Source organism: Ignisphaera sp., assembly GCA_038831005.1.
Taxonomy (GTDB): Archaea; Thermoproteota; Thermoprotei_A; order Sulfolobales; family Ignisphaeraceae; genus Ignisphaera.
In genome coordinates this window covers 200,085-220,183 of record JAWBKZ010000002.1, presented here as the reverse complement: position 1 = coordinate 220,183, position 20,099 = coordinate 200,085, and the positions used below count along the sequence as shown (strand labels likewise).

Genomic DNA, 20,099 nt, shown 5'->3' with positions numbered 1-20,099 from the left:
TCACTTATAGATAGGTATAAGGTTCTCTCTTAAGGCTATATCCATATACTTTCTAGGTCTTTCCACAAGACACTTAATCTCATACTCAAGCTCTTTTCTAGCTATATTCCTTCTAGCTAGCCCAAGCTCTATAGCTTTTTCAGCAACAGCTACAGCTTCACGAACATACACCTCTACTTCGTTTACCGAAGGAACTATCCTATCTTCACTCAACCCTGTTTCTTCTGTATATCTAGCTATAGCTTGTGCAGCAGCAATAAACATCTCATCAACCATTTTTCTCGCTGCTACACTCAAAACACCTCTGAAAACAGCTGGAAAACCTAGACAGTTATTGACTTGGTTAGGGAAATCACTTCTACCTGTAGCAACAATTCTTGCACCAGCTTCTTTAGCTTCCCAAGGCCATATCTCTGGCACAGGATTAGCACATGCAAAAACTATTGCATTATTGTTCATCTCTCTGATCCACTCCTTCTTGATAACGTTGGGTCCTGGTCTACTCATGGCTATAAGAGCATCTGCACCTTTAAGAGCTTCAGCTATACCTCCATCAATCTCTGGATCTGTTTCCAATGCGATTCTGTATTTCCATGGATTATACATCTTCATATCATCTATATCTCTTCTACGTAGATTTAAAACACCTTTTGAATCAACCATAACTATATTCTTTGGCTTGAAGCCTACCAGCTTCAGATACCTATAGATAGCTATATTTGCTGCACCAGCTCCAACAAGAACGACTCTAGCATCTTCAGCCTTTTTACCAACAACCTTTAATGCATTAATCATAGCTGCAACAACAACTAATGCTGTTCCCTGTTGATCATCATGCCATACAGGTATATCTAGAAGTTGCTGAAGCTTCTCGAGTATGTAGAAGCATTTAGGGCTCTCTATATCCTCAAGATTTATACCGCCAAAACTTGCCTCTAAAGCCTTCACTATATAGATGAATTTATCTGGATCTTTTTCACGAATAACAAGAGGAATAGCATCTACACCACCAAGGTATTTGAACAACAGAGCTTTACCCTCCATAACAGGTAGAGCAGCTTCAGCACCTATATCTCCAAGCCCAAGAACACGTGTACCATCAGATATAACCGCTACACTATTCCATCTATATGTGTATTCAAATGATGTATCCAATCCATTCTCTATATCTCTAGCTATAGCTTTAGAAGGTTCAGCTACACCAGGTGTATACCATATAGAGAAATCATTTAAATCCTTTATAGGGACCTTGGCCACAATCTCTATTTTACCTCTATACCTCTTATGAAGATCTAGTGAAATCTTCCCCCAATCCTGTACGCTATCCATACGTATTCACCATTACAGTACATAAAGATACATCCAAGATGCTTTACAATACTTTTATGAGTGTAGCTACAAATAGCTTAATGATCTCGATATAACCCATATAAATGTATATGCTTAGTGAACCAAGTTATACAGAAGAGTGTAAGAATCTACGTCACTATATTATCTTGCTTATCTTGTTTAATCAACTGCCTAATTTCTTCCATACTATCTTAGTCCTTAAGCTTCTCTAATCCACAAATACCTACTCTAGCCCTGCATACCAGTTAGTTTTGTGCGCTTTTTGCAACTCTGCGAAACTTGCGAATATGTCTATATGTGTGGAGGTTATAGAAATTTGAGTATCTAAGCTGTAACCTCAATTATCATAGGAAAGTTATTGATATATATATAATGGAATCCACACCAAGAGCACCAACACCCTGAAAGTTGTAGTGGTAAATATAATTCTCTTGAGTAATTTAGATAAATTCTCCTAAACCTGTATCTACTATTCGTAGAAAATTTTTGATCTTTTTGCTGATCTCCATTAGCGTATCCCTGCTCTACGGATATGGAATTGGAGTTTTCCTGAGATCTTTATAGTTTAGAGTTATATCATCTATTTTAAGTATTCTTCTAGCTAGATAGTATCTGAATTGACCAAAGTAGGGATACCTAGGAGCATTGTATTGAGTTAGTTCTGGTATAAATACTCTAACTATGTTTAGATGCTCAAGTTCTTCTGGTGTTTGATTTAATTGCAACAGCGATAACCTTTTCTCCTTAGCTATAGTTCTGAGTATCGAGTATCTATGCGAAAACCTCGTAATCTCTTCATTTCTTTCAAAATTCTTCAAATCGTATCTCGGAGATCTTGAAAAGAATTCTCTATATAGTTTTTGGAGATTGCTCGGATACCCATAGTAGAAAACTATTCTGAATAGATTATCAGCCTCCTCTGGCGAACTATTTTCGTCTACGTAATAGTAGTCAGCATCTTCACCAAAATCTCTACGGTAACGATGTATTGCATATGAATGAAAATACGCTTGACAACTTTCAGCTAGAGCTTTCGATAAGGCTTCAACAAAAGTTGTACCAGCACCTTCGCCTGGAAAATAGGTGTAGAATTTTCTACGCTCATCTATAACATGTGTAGAGACGACATATAAGTCTGTGTCTGATCTCCATAAGAATACATCAAGTTTTATATCGTTGTATGGTATTTTAGTATCGAGACCTAGAATATCTAGAGCTTCTTTGAGGTCTAGCTCTACCTTGTATGGAGGAATATCACTGTGCCATCCTAAATTTACAGCATCTCTTTCTATAAACTCTATAGCTCCTTTGTAGATTGCCTTATCTATATCTGTATGAACAGTTAATCCGTCAGATGAAGAGTACCCTATAAGCTTCTCAGTAGCTACAGGTATGTATCCAAACGCCATTATTTGGCCGGGAGCTAAAATTTGTTCACTATTGATGATATCATGCATTCTAACCCAACCAATATAGGTTTGCTCAGTAAATTGATTAAATGGAATAGACTCATATTGCTCTAGAGCAAAGAGTGGAAGTTGCTGAGGACCTAATGCATTGCTCTTCAAATCTCTGTAAGCACCGTAAACTTCAGCTCTGGGTCTCTTAATTATAGGTATTGTTCTCTCAACAGCTTCCCCTAATCCAGAACCAAGCGCTTTATTGGGGGTTGTGCCTTTACCACTATGAGAGATAAATTTAAATTCTCCTACTATAGTATGTACTAATTCTTCTATGTTAAGCTCCTCAGTATTTGCTACATACATAGGTAGATCCGTAGATGAAGGAACAATAATTCTCGGGCTCTTGAATATATGATAGTCACCAAATAATTCCGAGACTTTGAGGAGATCCATATACTCATCGATTTCTTTGAACACTATACCTCGCCTCTAACGAGTTTATCGTCTATTCTCTAAGTTTTGAAAACCTAGACAAACTCAGGAATAACGTGAATAGAAGTAGCTCATTCAATAAGAAGCTATCCCTGTGGTTCTACAGAAGAATACAGTTCACCATAGTATATGAAGCTCTCGAGAAAAGACTAGAGGTTAGCTACATTAACCCAATGAAGACATCATCAACATGCCTCAGATGTGGAAGCAGGTTAAAGGATAAAGGTGATAGAGTACTGAGATGCACTAGATGTGGATTCACAGGAGATAGAGACGTAATCGCATGCATCAACTTACTTCTAAGATACTCAAGATGTGGGGGTTGTGGGGTGCCCTTGAACGCCCCTGAGCCCGATGAAAACCCGAGCGGAATGCAGGGGAAAAGAGATGAGGCAATGAAATCAACTAATATAAACCTACATCAGAGCTGAACCCCTATTTAGCATGTACTGTAGCATTGTTACACTCGGCCATGGTTGCAGAATTTGATAAACATATAAGGTGCAAAATTTTACTACTAGAGAATTGCGAGCTATCGGCCTCAATCTTGGTGGTGGGAGGATATGAGTAATGGTAACTATGTGTTAGAGGCTCTAGAGATAGTTAAAAAGTATGGAGATATGGTAGCCTTAGACAAAGTTACTGTTAGGGTTGCATACAACGAAATGTTTTGTCTTATTGGACCTAATGGTGCTGGTAAAACAACATTCATAGAGTCTGTCCTAGGCTTGAGAAAAATTAACAGCGGTAAAATAGTATGGTTTGGTAGAGAAGTTAAGAAGAGATTACCTCAAGATATAGCGAAAAGTATTGGTGTTGTTGTCGAGAACTCTAGGCTGATTGAGGGACTAACAGTTGAGGAAAACCTAAAGTATGTTGCCTCGTTATGGGGAATAAAGCTGAGAGATGAGGATTTAAAGAAGTTGCTGGATTTTGTTGGTATGCGGGAATACTATAGCAAACTGTATGGTAGTTTATCAGCAGGTCAAAGGAAGAGAGTCGAAATAGCGGCATCATTAGTTACAGAACCAAGGGTGATTATACTAGATGAACCTGAAGCTAATCTAGATCCTGTTGCAAGAGTAGAGCTTATGGATATAGTCAAGCTCCTCAATAAGAACGATATAACAGTTATATATTCGACGCATGTTATGGAGATAGCGGCTAGATATTCTACAAAAATAGCTATGATCGTTAAGGGCAAGATTGTTGCATATGGTGATCCATACGATATTGCTTCTATATATGGAGGGAAATGGACCGTAATGGTGAGGTTCAGGAAACCAGTAGAAATCGATATGGTGAATGTCAAGGGAGGTGAAGTTGTAGTAGAGTTAGATAACATATTGGATGCGATATCGCTACTTATGAAATTAAATACCTATGCAAATAATATAGTGAGTATAGTTGTTGAACCTCCAACGCTTGCTAAAGCTTTTGAAAACATTGTTAAAGAGGTTAATCATGTATGAATGTTATTAGAAGTATCTTTTACCAAGTATACTCTATTCTAAAGATATTTAACAGATCTAAAATCGCTTTATTCTGGGAGATAGTCTTTCCCATTATACTCTTAATATTGTTTGGATCCTTAGCAGACCAACAACCATCTGTAACTGTATATATATCAGGAGATACCACTATCGTTAACCATATCGAGTCAAAACTCAATAACACAGGCATTAAGACCCTGGTAGTCGAAAACATTGTAGATAATCCGCGAACCTACGTCGTAGAGAAGAGTTTGCGCTCTCTAGATCACGTAGCCTATATCTATATACCGAAAGATTTTGAAAGTAACAAGAATATCCATATATACTCTACATCGAGTCTCTATGCAAATTATTTATCTGGAGTTCTACGTGAAGCTCTTTTCGGTTTTCTGCTAAACAATACGTACATAGGATTACCACATATGTTACTCTTCCGTAACTTCAATATCAGTACCGAGATAGTGGCTTCAGATATAAGTAGTCGAGAAATCATGACGCTACAGATAGCTTTAGTGATCCCATTATCGAGCATAACTATAACTATTTCGCTACTAGCGATGTTCACTCTTACGGGTCTCGATAAAAGGATGTATATATCCCCCACCAGCAAGTTTACAGCAATATTCATAGTTTTTGTAGCTGTACTCTTATACATGTTGGAATCTACTCTGGTATTGTTCCTCGTATCCCGAATGTTCCTTAGAACTTCACTAAGTTTCGCCATGACTCATGTGTTCTGGTTTACGTATATAATTAATTATGTTATTGCATTTGCTTTAGCATTGATTTTGTACTCTATAGTTCTCTACAAAAGCACTACATCGAAAGAAATAGTTGCTGCAAGTAGTATGGGTGTACCAGTCTTTCTGTTTCTGGCATTTACTTCGGGATATTTTGCATCCTACGAGCTGTTTCCAGAAATGCTTAAGTGGTTTGCACGTATTCTACCATCATTCCATACATTATTTACAGCAAGAAACTATGTGCTCTACCTAGAGATAAACATAATGTCACTAGTATACCAAGTGGTGTTTGCAGTTATCCTACTTACAGTATCTGTCTTGATCTATCCGTTGGTGAAGAAAGTATGAAACTTTTAGCTCTACCCTTTAGAGTTTCTCCTATTGAGATAGTATTAGTTTTAGGCTGCACCAACACCAGCAATTGATATAGATATCGGCAGGGTATCTAGCTAATTGATTAGTGATTCTTTGCTTTTTAACCGATATCATTTCGAGCACCTATGTTATCTGGATACTATCTTTTCCTGTGGCTTGCAAAATATATGTGTTTCTCTTGCATTAATAATTAAACTAGGTTTTCTTTATATACATACTTATTAAAGATAGGTGCAGTTTTGTGAAATTTATTTTTATAAGAGTTAGAAATAAATTATATACATCTATCTCTATATCTAGTCTCTACAATTAGAGTAAAGACTGAAGAAGTAATGGATTTGGTCTAAAATTTGGTACAAAATCTCGAAAGCTAGATCGAATCACTCTGTTATTATGTCTATGAATAAAGTCTATGGCTAGTTTTAAACATTATGAATACTTATTAATGTATGAGATGTGATGTAGAGAACATAGACTATGCTTCATTTGAGACTACTTTTTGCTTAGAACTAAGTAACTATGTTAGTTGTCAGTATTTAAGGTCATAATCCTTTATGGACATGAATACTACTGCAATATCATCTCCGGAGAATCTAGGATAATCTATAGAGTAAAAGAATCTACGGCCAAAGTTGATAAAGAAATCACAAAATCTATTACTATGGCCAGAAACACAGTATAAACTATTACGCAATAGCGTACATAAAGGATTACCCAATCAGGTATACCTATATATGGCTTAACTTTTCTAAAGTTTCAATAATACTTTGTAGCTCATTAAGATATAAGCTCCTCTATAAAGTTATTTAGCGGTAAAGTTTATGGTGTTAAACGATAGTGGTATACCTAGGTATCGAGCATACATAATCTATGGAAGAGATGTCGAGAACATTTTGAAGAGGATAGCTGCTTTCGCTAATGGTTGTAGAAATATTGTTGCTGAAAGTTCTCTAAGAAGTATTTTCTCTAGATTATGTGAAGATGCTACATATGTAGAGCTAAAGGATTACAGCGATGTTGATAGAGTTATACTGTCGTATGAAGAAGGGAAGGCTCTTGTGTTTCCCGTGTCTTCACCTAGATTAGATGTACATGCTATAGCTTTGATACCTATAGACAAAACAAATAAGTTAAGGATCTCTAGAGGTGGATAACCATGCCGACAATAAGCTTCAGAATGGATAGTATAAGAGCTGAGAGATATAATTTTGACCCTATACAGCATCTGAATATAAATATGAACATAATGTTCAGTAAGCCTATCAAGAAAGATAATACCCATATAGTTGAATTTATTGTAAAGATAGACTGCATACCTCCTATAGCTTCAATAAATCTAAAGGGAGCAGTATACATCACACCCATAGATCAGAACGAAGCTAAAAGAATAGAAGAAGATTTATCCAACTCAACACCACCTCAACAGCTATTTATAACAGTATACAGCTACACATTACCAATGATAGCTCTACTCTCACGTGAATTAGGCCTACCACCACCAATACAGATACCATTAAGCAGTAGAGAAGAGAAAGAAGGAAAACACTACCATATGTGATAAGAATGTGATAAGGCATAGTTTCGTGATTCCCGCAGTTACACTAGTATATCACAATGTACTGGTTCCCTATAAAGAACTATATAAACAGTTGTGTAAAACTAGATACATAGAATATTCTACTGCGTTACTGCGTGCTCTACACAGATATATTTATAAACTTCGAAACAAAGTAGATAGTATGTAGCAGAGAATAAATTTGTCTAGATGTAGCAAGTTTAACTAGAAAGTGGTGACTATGGCGATACACGATAGACCTTGTGTATATATAGAACGTACTTCTACATATCTTCTTACCATAGTAAGCAAATACATGGGGAAACATAAAAGGAACTTTATGATCATTGATATAGGCAGGCACACAGTATTCATTCCAAAATATGGGGTATACGAATGTAGTGATATATATTCGCTCAAGGGGTTCGCATTAGATATGCTTAAAAAGATCGATGTTGATAGAATCTATATAGCAAAGAATGTAGACGAGAAATGGTTAACAGAAAACCTATACCTGTTTTCTATAGAGGCTCCCGACTCCAGGAACTATGTTCTAGAATCATTAGGAAAGATCCTAAATATTATAACGATTAAAAAGAAGAGAAGATTCTTAAGTACGAAACGGATAGAACCGGAAGCTGTTCTAAGCATAATAGATCTTTACACAAAATACTAGTACATCATTAGGTTTTTTTAGAGAATTTAGGAGTAAAGATTATATTTGCTACTTCTTTCTAGTATGTCATTCGAAGGGCCCGTCGTCTAGCCTGGTAGGACGCCGCCCTGACGAGGCGGAGGTCCGGGGTTCAAATCCCCGCGGGCCCACCAAATCCTAAATAGTATTAAAAAAGACAATATGTTGTATTCTAGTTAGTCGGTATATTTGTGAGTGTATTTTTAGAATAAATGTATTTGTAGGATTCATGGCTATAGATAGATGGTTTACGAGTAATAGGGTGTTTGGGAGGTATTCATTGCAGATGATCATATGTAGAGTATTGATCAGTAACTGATATGTGTAAATAGAATCATTTGAGTATTGAGTTAGGTTGCGGTATTGTTTGTTGGGATTATTTCAATTCTCTATAATTTTTAATTTTAGTTTCTCTGTGATCTCCCTACAGCACTCCATGAACTTACTGTATCTGAGGATTGAGGGAGATGAGCCTCGCCTCCATACATACACATCATAATGTATCTTGTCTCCCTCTTGTACAGGATTAAACCTTATCACCATATCTGCTAGAGCTGAATGAAATCTATATGTATCTTCATCTATTATGCTACCTAGCCTCACTACGAGTTTGTGTAGGTGTTTTAGATAGTTGAGCTGGTTGTAGAGAGTTTGTAGATATTTTTCTCTATATGTAACAGATGATACGAGTTCTATTCCATGGAAAACTACAGCATCGTGTTCTTCTTTAACCATTGATAGCTCTTTCAATGCTATATCTTCGGTACCATATGCATATGGATTCAGAGATCTAAGCTCTAGATGCCTCTCAATAAGTTTTTCGACAAAATCTCCCTCTACACCTATGGAAATAAAGCTTTTACGTATAAGAGATTTAACTGTTTCTGGAGGATAGTGATATGATACTACAAGAGTTTTCAAATTATTGAGAGCAACTATACCGAGAAGTAGCGGTACATATTCTATTGGTCTTGCATCTGGTGGATAACTAATATACATAACCATTCCTTTATGGATATGATTCACAACATCTTTGAGAGGTTTACATATAACATCTAGTTCTGGTCCTTCAGGACCTACTTCTTCGAGTAGCGGAGGTATGTATACCTCTACTCCACTATTTTCACGTATCGTGAACGGTACTTCAGCTACATTAATAGGGGCAAATCTTGCCTTCCTTATCTCTAACTTTCTTGTAAGTATGCTATTTACAACTTTATGCTTTAGGATAAGTATAGCATCTGATACAAATTCTATAGCGCCTAGCTTAAGCTTCTCTAATCCATATGGAAGTTCAGCAACTAGTATACATGCACCATTTACTAACTTTGGCAAACCATAGAAGTAGTTCTGTAGCCAAGCCCTTTTAGAGGCATCATCTTTCACCATCTCGAGAAGAGCATTAACAGAGTCTACAACAACTATTCTATACCCACCATCAAGAACCAAGCTATTTATCTCTTTAACGACATCATCAACAGCGAAGTAGAGAGGAAACTGTACATACTTTATAATGCCTTGAGACTCTAGTTTATAGAAATCCATATCAAAACTCTTCATATTGTTGAAAAGCTTTTCTCTATCTTCTTGAAAAGATATGTAGAGACATCTGTGTCCTCTTAATGCATTTGAGTAGCATATTGTTGATGCAAGTGTTGTTTTACCTGAACCAGGATGACCAGCAACAACAACCATAGAGCTTGGCTTAAGCACGTTGTTGAGGTATTTATCTAGACCGGCTACACCAAAAATGTACATAGGATCTACCTACAGAGTCACATACTTCTCTTATCTACTAACTATACCGAAAATATGTTTTAAACCTAATCCTTGTCATCTAGGATTGCTGATCTAGTTGTATGGTATTTGGAGTTGATTATAGAGTTATAGATGGTGTTTCTTCCATAGATTATCGTAGAGGAGTTTCTGGATCAGAAATTAGATATTGGTTCTCTTTCTAAGTTTTCTCCATGGATTATAGCAAATGGTTCTCCAAACAAGTTCTATAGCGTCTAGATTTTGGATAAGCTTCTTGAAAAATTCATCTATAGGTGTATCGAACGTTTTTATTTGTAGAATATCGTCTTCGTATCCACAGGTCAGCATCATTATAGCTTCTCGTGTATCTTCATCAATTCTATCTAGTTTTAGATCCATGTACCCTAAACCAATCAGCATTCTTCTAGAGGCTATATTGCTACTTTTAGTTGTAGCTAAAAATGTGTAGATTCCTTCTGAACTCAGTATCTCTTCTATAGAAGCCACAATGATTTTTCCCACACCTCTTCTTCTATGTGTGGGTAAAACAGCTACGTAGTAAATAACGCCAACAGATAGCTTATCAATAGAGTAGAATACACCTATAGCCACACCTTCATCTTCATAAGCTACAACAGATCTACAGACCCCTACCTCTGTACATGATGTAGCATAGTATGAATGAAACCATGAGAAAGAAGAGTTAAAGATTTTTTCAACTATATCTCTACACTCTCTACCACATTCATATACATGCATAACTCAATAGACACCTACTAATATTTTCGCTCAACTCTCTCCCTTATATCCTCTGAAAACCAGGTAATATCCAGGTACTCCTAGAAGTATTGAGTAACAAGGTATAGAGTTATGCTGACTCGAACACTTGATGCAACACTCCTTCGTTTTGGTTTTCTGAGAAATAAAATAGATGAAGCGGTATCACAGGATGTAGTAAGGTCTTTAAAAAATATCTGGGTAAGATATAGAGGATCTGTAAACCCCTACATAAAGAAGCTTTCTATAGGTGGTATAGATAGTAGCTACAACCACATAGAGTACAGAGGATTTGCACTTTATGTAGTTAATACAGTTTCTGTTGTACTTGATGTTAAAAGAGAAGAAATAGTTAATGGTAGTGTCGATGTAGATGTAGTTACATCACCTAATCTTGAGCACGAACTTTCATTACTATCTATGTGTATGGAGATAGAGACAATGAACAAAATGATCAATGATGTTGATATCGTTTTAATTGATGGAAGTCTTACGGCTATGTTCTTCAAGTTATATAAAGCTTCTATAGATGATGGATATGAGATTCTAGAGAGTAGAGGTATAAATATCAGTAAAACGCTTAAAGAATTAGTTTACACTATAGCGCTGAATCCAAGGAAAGTCGTCTTCATATCTAAGAACTCTAATTCTAAAGATCTTCTGGGGCTTGTTAAAGGAGATATATACTATTTTGAGCGGTACACAGAATTTGTATCAGGTTTTACGAAACCTATAGATTTAGCTAATTCACAGCATCTAGGAATGGCATCCATAGCTAGATTATTTAAGCAATACACAAAGAAGTTAACTGGACTAGATGTATCTATAATGCTTACATATGTAAGGTTTGAGGACTTCTCGAGAGTTTATCGAATAGAGTTTGCTTCAGATTCTGTTGATGAAGCTATAGATAGGGTTAAGTATGTAGTTGATTCTCTATCTGATGTTATTGTATCTGGTTATCCATATCCATTGATAAGAGCACATAACTTAGCCAAGATAAGTAATAGCGATGTAGAGAGAGTAGCTATTTTACTCGGTATATCTAAAGATCCAAGGACTAGAGAATCGTTCTTGAGATGACTAATCTATGGCTCTAACTAACTCTTATAGAGATGGTGTACCTATAGATAAAGTTACAGATGTAGAGAGCATTGGGTTTGTTGTAGGAGAGAGTAAACCCTATAGAGCTGAAATAATTGCATCAAGACCTCTTACGATTGGCGAATACTTGTGCATGGAGTACTATGGCTACCATGTGCTATCAATGGTTAGCTCATCAACAATAGGTAGCCATGTTATAACTAGCGATATCTATGATCCAAAAGACATTGAGAGGATAGTGAAGACTATAAAGGGTGGAGAAAGGATGTACTACTACAAAGGTTTAGTAAACATTTTAGGGTATCTTGATCCTGAATCACAGAAGCTGAAGATACCTCCTATACCTCCACCACCTGGAACTGAAGTATTTAAGGCAGCTAGATCCTTTCTATCAAAAATATTCAGTCCCGATAAAGATAGCTATATACGTATAGGAGTGCTCTTGAGAGAGCCTACAGTAGAGGCTAGAGTCAATATCAATAAAGTTGTATCTAGACATCTAGGCATATTGGCTATGACCGGTATGGGCAAGAGTAACCTAGTTGCATTGTTAGCCAAAAGAGTTATTGAAAAGAATGGTACTATTGTGATCTTTGATTACCATGGCGAATATGTGTCAATGAATATGAAGAGTTTGAATATAATAAGACCTAAGCTGAATCCAAGAACCATGAATCTAGATGAGGTTGCTAGACTACTTAATGTACCGGTGAACGCATCTAGACAGAGAATGGCTTTATATGAATGTCTAGAGAATCTTCAGCATAATGGTGTAGAGTTCTTTCAGTATATCAAGAAATGTCTACAGAATAGAGTAGCTAGATACGGATCATCTGCTCAAAAGCTTCTAGATTCTATAACTGTTTATGAGAGATACCTCAAGAAGATTCTAGATGAGAATGTTGATGATGTTCTCGATAGAATTGTTCTAGGTGCTATAAATGTTGTAGACTTAAGTGAACTGCACATAAATCAAGCTGATGCAGTTATAGCTCATTGGCTCAACAGATTACTGACATCAAGAAAAGAAGCAACTATTAGCGAAAATAGAAGAGGTTTTCCTATACCTATCTTAGTTGTTATTGAAGAAGCCCATGTGTTTTTACCAAATGATTATGAAACTGCTACAAAAAGAGAAGCCATATCTATAGTTAGAGAAGGTAGGAAATTTGGTGTAGGACTAGTTGTGATTTCTCAAAGACCTAGAGGCCTTGATTCAACGATTCTAAGTCAGCTTGGTAATCTAGCCATATTGAGGATTGTTCATCCAGAAGATCAAGCTTATGTAGCTAGATACTGTGAATCTGTCGTGCATGACGTTATCAATGAGCTTCCGGGTCTAAATACTGGAGAAGCTATACTGCTTGGCGAATGGGTCAAAACACCTACTGTAGCAAAAATAGATTATGTTGGAGAAAAATTCTCCGGATTTGATATAGATGCTGTATCTATATGGCATAGCTATTAGCTTCAGTATTCTCTAGAATAGAAAGTCTTTGTATGTAAGCTTCCTTCTCCCTCTACCACCTTCCAGACCCTCTAGCTCTTCACTAAGTATCTCTTCCTCAGACGTTGTTTCCTTCAAACATCCAAGTTCTTTAAGCTTGAGAAATATATTTCTAACTGCTAGAAATACTTCTTCCTCACTTTTAGCACCAGTAACAACCATTTTACCACTACTAAATATCAGCAGAACTACATGAGGATCCTCCATTCTATATATAAGTCCCGGAAATTGCTCAGGTTCATACATAGTATTTTCAAGTAGAAATGCTACTTTCTCTAGAAGTACTTCACCACCAAGACTTACAGAAGCCACAATATTTTGTACCTGTATCCTCGGTTTCGCGGTTATCGGAACTCCATGCTTTAATAAAACCCTCACTATCTTCTTAACAGCTTTTATCAAGTTAGCCGTACTTTTTGATCCTGTTACAACCATTCTACCTGATCGAAATATTAGTGCTGTTACCTTCGGGCTCTCTAACCTAAACACAAGTCCCGGAAACTGATCTGGATCATAATCAACATTTGGTAGTATTCTGTCTAGATATTCAAGATCTATATGCTGGTCTATAGCTACAGTAGCAACTATGTTTTCTATCTTGACATTTATATTCGGATTCCTAAGATCTGATAGATATTTTTGATACAGCTCTTTTTGAGAATAACTATCGGAAGATATAGTCTCACACTCTTAATAGATACGGAACTTTTAATGAGGTTTAAAAGCTTTTATGAAACTGATCTAGTTCAAAGTTTAAAACAGTTTTTAAATCTAGAGAGAAAGCATTAGATCTTCAACTGTTTTCAGCTTTGGAAGCTCAATAACACCTTCTCTCTCGACTATAACGAAAGGTTTTGCTTCCTCAACTACAGCTTCTTTGCGGATTATTGGCGAAAGATAGCTTTCTACATTCATAGATACAGCTGTACCACTCTGGTATAGTCCTACTGCAGGAAGAACCAGCGCGTATCCTCCTCTCTTTAGTGGCATCAAGAGAAAACATGGAAATTTGCTACCGTATCCAGTTATGGGATCTCTTATAGCTATACTGGGATGTTCGTGACCCATAATCACTAGATCCGGGTTATCGTTATCCGCAAGTTCTCTGTGTCCATGTACGATAAGTACCTTGTCTAGCCAAAGTCTATCGTAAAGCTCTATTCCCAACCTTCTTGAAATAGAGATAAGGTATGTATCATGATTCCCTCTAACAACTATAACCCTTTTGAACCTCTTCGTAGTAAACTCTAGAAATTCTTTAAGATCTTTCGCTTCCTTTTTGCCTAGCTTCTCGAAATGATGTTTAATATCACCAGCAACTATGAGTACTGATGCATCTACATAGCTAATAGCTTTTTCCACTACCTCTATAGCCTTTTTAAGCTGAATCCTTGGCAAAAAGACGCCTTTAGAAGCCATATCCTCTTCGAAACCTAGATGTACATCAGCCATAACTACAGCTTTAAATCTAGGAATATATGCTAAAGGTAGATCTACTAAAGCATAGATATCTTCAAATATTCTATAGAGCATTATGATGGCACTCTCTAGTAACTAGTAAAGTGTACCTATACCTACAAATTTATCTATCATGAACAGAACCATTTTCTTAATGCTGTAGCTGTGAACAGTTTTGATTTGGCACACCGATTAAAGCTTATTTTGGGATACTACAAAGTCAGCGAGAAGGTGAAGGAATTTTATGAGGTTCCAGGATATTGTGAGAACAGTAATTTATACAGCTATAACATTTATAGCGACAGCTATTCTTGTTGTCGAAACACCTGCTACCGGAGGCTACTTTAACTTAGGTGAAGCATCTATATACGTTATAGCATCTATATCTAACCCTATTGTGGCAGCTATAGCATCAGGTTTAGGACCAGCTATTGCTGATATAGTTCTAGGCTATGGTTATTTCGCTCCTGCAACATTTGCTATAAAGTTTTGTGAAGGATTTATAGTATCGAAACTGATATCCAAGGTTAGAGCCACGAGTAAGGGTAGGATAATTAATGTTGCTGTTGTTATTCTTGGCGTTATCCTTGCTCTAGCTATTGCTCTGCCCATAGCTTTTTACAGAGGTGAAGAACATCTGTCAATAGAATTGGGGTGGATACATGTCTCTGGAACACCTATGTCTGTACCCTATCTCTATCTAGCGCTACCCTCCTATATATGGATAGTTATTGCCATTGCAGTAATTGTGATGTCTATTGCCGTGACCTGTATAGCTAGATTGAAGCCTTATGTATTACCAATGATTTTAGGAGGCATGGTTATGGTCCTAGGATACTTCCTCTATGAGTATTTTGTATCAAATCCATTAATACTGGGGAAAGAGCCTATAGCTGCACTAGCTGAAGTACCGATCAATATAGGTCAGTTTTCAGCTGGCGTAGTTATCGCCTATCCTGTGGTGCAATTTATTGAGAGAGCCAAAGGTGTTAGAGGTAAAGGATCTGAAGGTAGAGGCTAGAGGAAGAACTATACTGAATCACATATCTTTCTCTATTGATAGAGGAGAAACGCTACTTGTTTTAGGTAGATCTGGCTCCGGTAAAACTACACTCTTAAGAGCTCTAACTTTTATAGCTAAAGAGCTTTTCGATATGGTGATAAAGGGTAGTATTGAGATCTATGGAGAGAAAATCCGTAACAGTTACTCAGCTTCAAAACACATATGCTATATAGTTCAAGAGCCATGGTTCTCCATATCAACACCATATCCGTACATAGAGATCATGTTCTACAGCAGAAACAGTTTCCCGGAAATTATTGGCATGGCGAAAGAATTCGGTATCCATAACTGTTTATGGAGCTCAACATCTTCATTAAGCGCTGGAGAAATTGAGAGAATAGCGCTACTAGAGGCTTACATATCTAGAAAAGATGTTATTTTAATAGATGAAGCTTCATCATATCTAGATACACAATCTAGATACAAGATAGTGGAATTGGTTAAGAAGTTAAAGAATTCTGGTATTTCTACAGTTGTGGTAGATCATGATGTAGAGCTTTGGAGAAGTGTGGTAGATTCTGTACTCTACATAGATAATGGTTCTGCTAAAATATATGAAGATCCAAAAGAGACACCTATTTACGATGATCTTACTAAGCTAAATGAATACGCAGAAAAGCTCTCTCCATGTTCAAGTAATGAAGATGAAATTGTTATAGAAGCTAGAGATGTATGGTTCAAGTACCCCGATGGAGAGAGATACGTGATTAACGGAGTGGATATAGATATTGAGAAAGGAGGTATAACATGGATTAAAGGTGCATCAGGCTCAGGTAAATCAACATTGCTAAAGATATTGGCTGGCATACTTAAACCAGTGAAGGGTTCTATGAGGAGACCTAAAGGGATACAGTTTATTCCCGAAAACCCTCTACACTACATATCATCACCAACACCGAGAGAAGAACTCATGAATAGAATAGATATAGCTAAAAAATTCAACCTCGAGAAAGCTCTAGATACGCCAATAGCTATGCTAAGTAGTGGTGAAAAAAGAAGACTTGCTATAGCTTCTGCATTCATTAGACAACCAAAAGCTCTCTTAATAGATGAGCCTACTGTTGGTCTTGATCCCTGGAACGCTATACATGTTTTAGAATCTCTATGTCTCTTAGCTAAACATGGTTGTGGAATAGCTGTTGCAAGCCATGGTGAAGAATTAAGGTACATATCTAATAACGTTATCGAGCTTGGATAGATATGAGCATTATAGCTAGATTCATTAAGTTTCTATCAAATGCTCTATTCCTCTACGGTTTTTCTGAAGCTAGACTTGGTTCAACAGCTCTACTTACAGCCATAGTTCTAGCTACAGCAATAGCGGTTTCATCTAAACCTTTCCAATCGTTGGTAATAACTGTACTAATCTTTCTCTACTACCTATTTTTCTCAATGCAGAAACTGTTCATTTACTCAGCTCTTTTAACCTCTATACCATCTCTATGGATGGCTATATCCAATACCTTAGTTCTATATCTTATGGGGAAAACCAATATAGAATCCTTTCTCGAGGTCTTCATAAGAGCTGAAGTATTTTCTTTATCTATGTTCTACTTATTTCACTGTATAAATATAGCTGAAACATCCTACTTAGTCCACAAAATTTCAAGAACAGCTTCACCAGTAATTCCACTTCTATGGAGATCTATATCACAGATTCTTAAAGAAGCTCAAGAGATTATCTATGTACATAGACTGAAGAATGAAAAACCATGGAAAACGTTATCCATACTATTCGTAAGAGGTGACGAAATGGTGGAGATGTTTAGCGAAGGTATCTATCTAAAAAGATACTCCTTTTGTCCAAGACCAATTTATAGCACAAAAGCACTACTATTTCAACTACTTATCCTATTAACATCAATCTCCCTAATATACCTCTAGACTACTTATCTTAGCCCTGTTAGCAGTACTCTTCATCACTATATAGAAAACTAGTGATAGAAGAGATAGAACCATAGACAGAGTAAGTATATATCGATGACTTCCATAGATATCTCTAATCAATCCTCCAGCTACAGGTGCTAGTACTGAAGCTACCATAGGAGCAGTATTAAGTATACCAGATATCTTGCCTAGGCTCTTCAGCCCAAAAAGCGCTGGAATAAGAGCCCAATGAACAATTGGTTCAGCACTAAAGAATATGTATCTTAAAGCTATAAACAATGAAGCTACCCAGGGATTCACAGTATAGACTATAAAGCTAAGTACCGTATTCACAGTCTCCATCGAATATATTATTGGAATGGTCTTTAGTGGTCCAAGTCTATCTATAGAGTATCCCCATAATATTGCCGCTAATGCTTGTAGAAAACCTGTTACCATCATTACCTGAGGTACAATATCTTCGCGTATAGATGTCGAGGTAGTGGCAAAAGTAAATGATTCTTCTATAAGACCAGCAAAGAAGCTCATTATCACAACAGATGAAAGAGCTATGAAGAATATCATAGCGAAAGATAGTGCTAGCAATCTTTTTGATAAATAGTCTTGTTTCTCTATTCTATTCTGGCTATGTCTATCATCCTCACCATCTTTGGCGGAGTCTGAGGCTCTTATTCTACTGAATGTAATTGTGGTTAAAGCTATCGATGTAGTGCCTATAAGACCCATAACCGCTAAGGCATTAAAGAAGTTCAATAACTTTATCAAATAGATAGATGTATACGACCAAAAAGACATTGCTAATGCTTGAGCTGATTGAGTTACAGATACCGCTAAACCTCTCCTATTAGGAAACATAGTCATAAGCGTTGGATTAAGCCCTATCATGATAGACGCCATTACGAATCCCTGGAGTACTGCAGCTACATACCATACAGTAGACGCTTGATACCAAGACGAAAACCTACCCATATAACCTATACAAAAACTCCATCCAGCCATAGATCCTGTAGCTGTAATCATTGGCACAAACAAGCCGTATCTATCGTATAGATAGCCCATGACAATCATAGCTGCAATAGATACTCCACTAGATATAGTAGCTCCAATTGCTATAGGTGTAATGTTGTCAAGTCCATAGATATCTTTAATGTAGAGTATGAATAGAGATCCTGCTGTTCCAAAGCTTGCAAAAAGCATAGACATGAACGCTACAACTATATACCATATCTTGCTCATGAGATTATCACTATATAAAGATCCTCAACACCTACAACTAGAATAAAAATTTTTCACTCTAAATCAGAAATAAGCTGTAAATAAAGTTAGCATAGATAAACCCGCTATTCAATCTATTTAGATCAAATGACTATAGATACCCACATCATCAATCACCACTACTAAAACTACACAAATACTGATTCCCCATAGTATCCACAAATCTACAGCATAGATCTTCTTGTATTTAGAATCTCTTATTCTATATACATCCTAATCCATAATTTAACAAACATCTAAATCCTGTATAACTTAACCATATAGAAAGATATAAAGATACAGTATTCCCAGATATAAGGCAACTACTATTATCTGTACTGCAGATTACTATCTACAAAAGGCAGAACGCTGATGCATAGTTAGAGCTCTAGAGATAGTTAGACATAAAATTTTGGTTATTAAATTAATTACATAGGTTGTATCTATGTATAGCATTAAGTTATTTGTCCTAGGATTCTTTAATACTAATACCTATGTAGTGTACAATGAACATACATTAGATGGCATTATAGTTGATCCAGGTGGTTATGGTAAGGATTTAGTAGAATGGATAAAATCTATGGGTTTGAATATAGTAGCAATTATGGCAACTCATGGACATTTTGATCATTTAGAAGGTGTTAATAAACTTAGAGACAAATTTGATGCAGAATTCCTAATCCATAGAGACGATCTCGAGATTCTAGATTATAACTATGATTTGGCTAGACAGTTCAATATAGATTACAGAAAGGTAGAGCCAGATAAGGTTATTGATAGAGAGGGGTATCATAGATTTAAATCTATAGAGGTATACATACTGCACACACCTGGACATACACCAGGCTCAATAACTATCTATATACCATCTATATCTTCGCTATTGACAGGTGATACACTATTCTCTGGATCTGTAGGAACTACTGAACTACCTGGAGGTTGTGAAGAAGATCTTCTGAAGAGTTTGTGCAAAATCTATAGCTTATATCCTCTAGAAACAATAGTGTTACCAGGACATGGTCCTAAATCAACTTTAGATAAAGAGTATAGAGCTAACTTATTTGTTATTAATGCTCTCAATAGTTGTCGATATAGGTAAAACAGATGGATCAACATCTATCTATATCGAGACCTGCTAAAGAACATGTTTAGAGGTATTCTAAATGACTGTACTAAATTCTGACGA

At 36.4% G+C, this 20,099-nt stretch carries 19 protein-coding genes and 1 tRNA gene; 13 read left to right on the top strand and 7 right to left on the bottom strand.

Features of this window, described 5'->3' with window-relative positions; genetic code table 11:
* Positions 1 to 1,329 carry an NADP-dependent malic enzyme gene (locus QXK50_02800; GenBank protein ID MEM2008090.1) on the bottom strand — a complete coding sequence of 443 codons (1,329 nt, stop codon included), beginning with the start codon at positions 1,327 to 1,329 and terminating at the stop codon, positions 1 to 3.
* 545 nt (positions 1,330 to 1,874) lie between these two features.
* Positions 1,875 to 3,230 carry a YcaO-like family protein gene (locus QXK50_02795; GenBank protein MEM2008089.1) on the bottom strand — a complete coding sequence of 452 codons (1,356 nt, stop codon included), beginning with the start codon at positions 3,228 to 3,230 and terminating at the stop codon, positions 1,875 to 1,877.
* Positions 3,231 to 3,253: 23 nt separating this feature from the next.
* Between QXK50_02795 and QXK50_02790 the strand changes: the two genes are divergently transcribed.
* The 7 genes from QXK50_02790 to QXK50_02760 all read left to right on the top strand — a co-directional run bounded on the left by QXK50_02790 (position 3,254) and on the right by QXK50_02760 (position 8,239).
* The gene (locus QXK50_02790) at positions 3,254 to 3,676 is read left to right on the top strand and encodes a zinc ribbon domain-containing protein (protein ID MEM2008088.1); all 423 of its coding nucleotides are present in this window, start codon (positions 3,254 to 3,256) and stop codon (positions 3,674 to 3,676) included.
* A gap of 132 nt (positions 3,677 to 3,808) precedes the next feature.
* On the top strand, positions 3,809 to 4,717 hold the full coding sequence (locus QXK50_02785) for an ABC transporter ATP-binding protein (protein ID MEM2008087.1): 909 nt from the start codon (positions 3,809 to 3,811) through the stop codon (positions 4,715 to 4,717).
* A complete protein-coding gene (locus QXK50_02780; GenBank protein MEM2008086.1) occupies positions 4,714 to 5,829 on the top strand; it encodes an ABC transporter permease in 1,116 nt (371 codons plus the stop codon). The genes QXK50_02785 and QXK50_02780 overlap by 4 nt, the downstream gene beginning before the upstream one ends.
* A gap of 848 nt (positions 5,830 to 6,677) precedes the next feature.
* The gene (locus QXK50_02775; GenBank protein MEM2008085.1) at positions 6,678 to 7,010 is read left to right on the top strand and encodes a hypothetical protein; all 333 of its coding nucleotides are present in this window, start codon (positions 6,678 to 6,680) and stop codon (positions 7,008 to 7,010) included.
* Between the two features lie 2 nt (positions 7,011 to 7,012).
* Positions 7,013 to 7,414, top strand: coding sequence for a hypothetical protein (locus tag QXK50_02770; GenBank protein ID MEM2008084.1), 402 nt, complete (start codon positions 7,013 to 7,015; stop codon positions 7,412 to 7,414).
* Positions 7,415 to 7,652: 238 nt separating this feature from the next.
* Positions 7,653 to 8,087, top strand: coding sequence for a hypothetical protein (locus QXK50_02765; protein MEM2008083.1), 435 nt, complete (start codon positions 7,653 to 7,655; stop codon positions 8,085 to 8,087).
* A 75-nt stretch (positions 8,088 to 8,162) separates the two neighbouring features.
* A tRNA-Val gene (locus QXK50_02760) sits at positions 8,163 to 8,239 on the top strand.
* Between the two features lie 247 nt (positions 8,240 to 8,486).
* Here QXK50_02760 and QXK50_02755 read toward each other — a convergent pair.
* Positions 8,487 to 9,863 carry an ATPase domain-containing protein gene (locus tag QXK50_02755; GenBank protein ID MEM2008082.1) on the bottom strand — a complete coding sequence of 459 codons (1,377 nt, stop codon included), beginning with the start codon at positions 9,861 to 9,863 and terminating at the stop codon, positions 8,487 to 8,489.
* Positions 9,864 to 10,043: 180 nt separating this feature from the next.
* The gene (locus QXK50_02750) at positions 10,044 to 10,622 is read right to left on the bottom strand and encodes a GNAT family N-acetyltransferase (protein ID MEM2008081.1); all 579 of its coding nucleotides are present in this window, start codon (positions 10,620 to 10,622) and stop codon (positions 10,044 to 10,046) included.
* A 111-nt stretch (positions 10,623 to 10,733) separates the two neighbouring features.
* On the opposite strand from QXK50_02750, the gene QXK50_02745 reads away from it, so the two are divergent.
* Both QXK50_02745 and QXK50_02740 read left to right on the top strand, forming a co-directional pair.
* Positions 10,734 to 11,723, top strand: coding sequence for a DNA double-strand break repair nuclease NurA (locus QXK50_02745; GenBank protein MEM2008080.1), 990 nt, complete (start codon positions 10,734 to 10,736; stop codon positions 11,721 to 11,723).
* Between the two features lie 7 nt (positions 11,724 to 11,730).
* Entirely contained in the window at positions 11,731 to 13,212 is a 1,482-nt protein-coding gene (locus QXK50_02740; GenBank protein ID MEM2008079.1) for an ATP-binding protein, read from the top strand.
* Positions 13,213 to 13,224: 12 nt separating this feature from the next.
* On the opposite strand, the gene QXK50_02735 is transcribed toward QXK50_02740, so the two are convergent.
* Together QXK50_02735 and QXK50_02730 are read right to left on the bottom strand one after the other, a co-directional pair.
* Positions 13,225 to 13,899: a TATA-box-binding protein gene (locus tag QXK50_02735; protein ID MEM2008078.1), complete on the bottom strand. Its 675-nt coding sequence runs from the start codon at positions 13,897 to 13,899 to the stop codon at positions 13,225 to 13,227.
* 123 nt (positions 13,900 to 14,022) lie between these two features.
* On the bottom strand, positions 14,023 to 14,784 hold the full coding sequence (locus QXK50_02730) for a metallophosphoesterase (GenBank protein MEM2008077.1): 762 nt from the start codon (positions 14,782 to 14,784) through the stop codon (positions 14,023 to 14,025).
* Between the two features lie 169 nt (positions 14,785 to 14,953).
* Here QXK50_02730 and QXK50_02725 point away from each other — a divergent pair, with 169 nt between their 5' ends.
* The 3 genes from QXK50_02725 to QXK50_02715 are packed head-to-tail and all read left to right on the top strand — an operon-like array spanning position 14,954 to position 17,656.
* On the top strand, positions 14,954 to 15,730 hold the full coding sequence (locus tag QXK50_02725; GenBank protein ID MEM2008076.1) for an ECF transporter S component: 777 nt from the start codon (positions 14,954 to 14,956) through the stop codon (positions 15,728 to 15,730).
* Positions 15,681 to 16,970, top strand: a complete 1,290-nt coding sequence (locus tag QXK50_02720; protein ID MEM2008075.1) for an ATP-binding cassette domain-containing protein — start codon at positions 15,681 to 15,683, stop codon at positions 16,968 to 16,970. Before QXK50_02725 ends, QXK50_02720 begins: the two co-directional genes overlap by 50 nt.
* A 2-nt stretch (positions 16,971 to 16,972) precedes the next feature.
* Positions 16,973 to 17,656, top strand: coding sequence for a hypothetical protein (locus tag QXK50_02715; GenBank protein MEM2008074.1), 684 nt, complete (start codon positions 16,973 to 16,975; stop codon positions 17,654 to 17,656).
* On the opposite strand, the gene QXK50_02710 is transcribed toward QXK50_02715, so the two are convergent.
* A complete protein-coding gene (locus QXK50_02710) occupies positions 17,642 to 18,895 on the bottom strand; it encodes an MFS transporter (GenBank protein MEM2008073.1) in 1,254 nt (417 codons plus the stop codon). The genes QXK50_02715 and QXK50_02710 overlap by 15 nt on opposite strands.
* A 463-nt stretch (positions 18,896 to 19,358) precedes the next feature.
* Between QXK50_02710 and QXK50_02705 the strand changes: the two genes are divergently transcribed.
* Positions 19,359 to 20,012: an MBL fold metallo-hydrolase gene (locus QXK50_02705; GenBank protein ID MEM2008072.1), complete on the top strand. Its 654-nt coding sequence runs from the start codon at positions 19,359 to 19,361 to the stop codon at positions 20,010 to 20,012.
* Positions 20,013 to 20,099: the final 87 nt, after the last annotated feature.

Bases quoted from the DNA above. Each gene is read 5' to 3' on its own strand.
- QXK50_02705 (MEM2008072.1), top strand. From the start codon at position 19,359: ATGTATAGCATTAAGTTATTTGTCCTAGGATTCTTTAATACTAATACC.
- QXK50_02800 (MEM2008090.1), bottom strand. From the start codon at position 1,329: ATGGATAGCGTACAGGATTGGGGGAAGATTTCACTAGATCTTCATAAG.
- QXK50_02745 (MEM2008080.1), top strand. From the start codon at position 10,734: ATGCTGACTCGAACACTTGATGCAACACTCCTTCGTTTTGGTTTTCTG.
- QXK50_02740 (MEM2008079.1), top strand. From the start codon at position 11,731: ATGGCTCTAACTAACTCTTATAGAGATGGTGTACCTATAGATAAAGTT.
- QXK50_02725 (MEM2008076.1), top strand. From the start codon at position 14,954: ATGAGGTTCCAGGATATTGTGAGAACAGTAATTTATACAGCTATAACA.
- QXK50_02750 (MEM2008081.1), bottom strand. From the start codon at position 10,622: ATGCATGTATATGAATGTGGTAGAGAGTGTAGAGATATAGTTGAAAAA.
- QXK50_02765 (MEM2008083.1), top strand. From the start codon at position 7,653: ATGGCGATACACGATAGACCTTGTGTATATATAGAACGTACTTCTACA.
- QXK50_02730 (MEM2008077.1), bottom strand. From the start codon at position 14,784: ATGCTCTATAGAATATTTGAAGATATCTATGCTTTAGTAGATCTACCT.
- QXK50_02710 (MEM2008073.1), bottom strand. From the start codon at position 18,895: ATGAGCAAGATATGGTATATAGTTGTAGCGTTCATGTCTATGCTTTTT.
- QXK50_02785 (MEM2008087.1), top strand. From the start codon at position 3,809: ATGAGTAATGGTAACTATGTGTTAGAGGCTCTAGAGATAGTTAAAAAG.
- QXK50_02780 (MEM2008086.1), top strand. From the start codon at position 4,714: ATGAATGTTATTAGAAGTATCTTTTACCAAGTATACTCTATTCTAAAG.
- QXK50_02770 (MEM2008084.1), top strand. From the start codon at position 7,013: ATGCCGACAATAAGCTTCAGAATGGATAGTATAAGAGCTGAGAGATAT.
- QXK50_02755 (MEM2008082.1), bottom strand. From the start codon at position 9,863: ATGTACATTTTTGGTGTAGCCGGTCTAGATAAATACCTCAACAACGTG.
- QXK50_02775 (MEM2008085.1), top strand. From the start codon at position 6,678: ATGGTGTTAAACGATAGTGGTATACCTAGGTATCGAGCATACATAATC.
- QXK50_02715 (MEM2008074.1), top strand. From the start codon at position 16,973: ATGAGCATTATAGCTAGATTCATTAAGTTTCTATCAAATGCTCTATTC.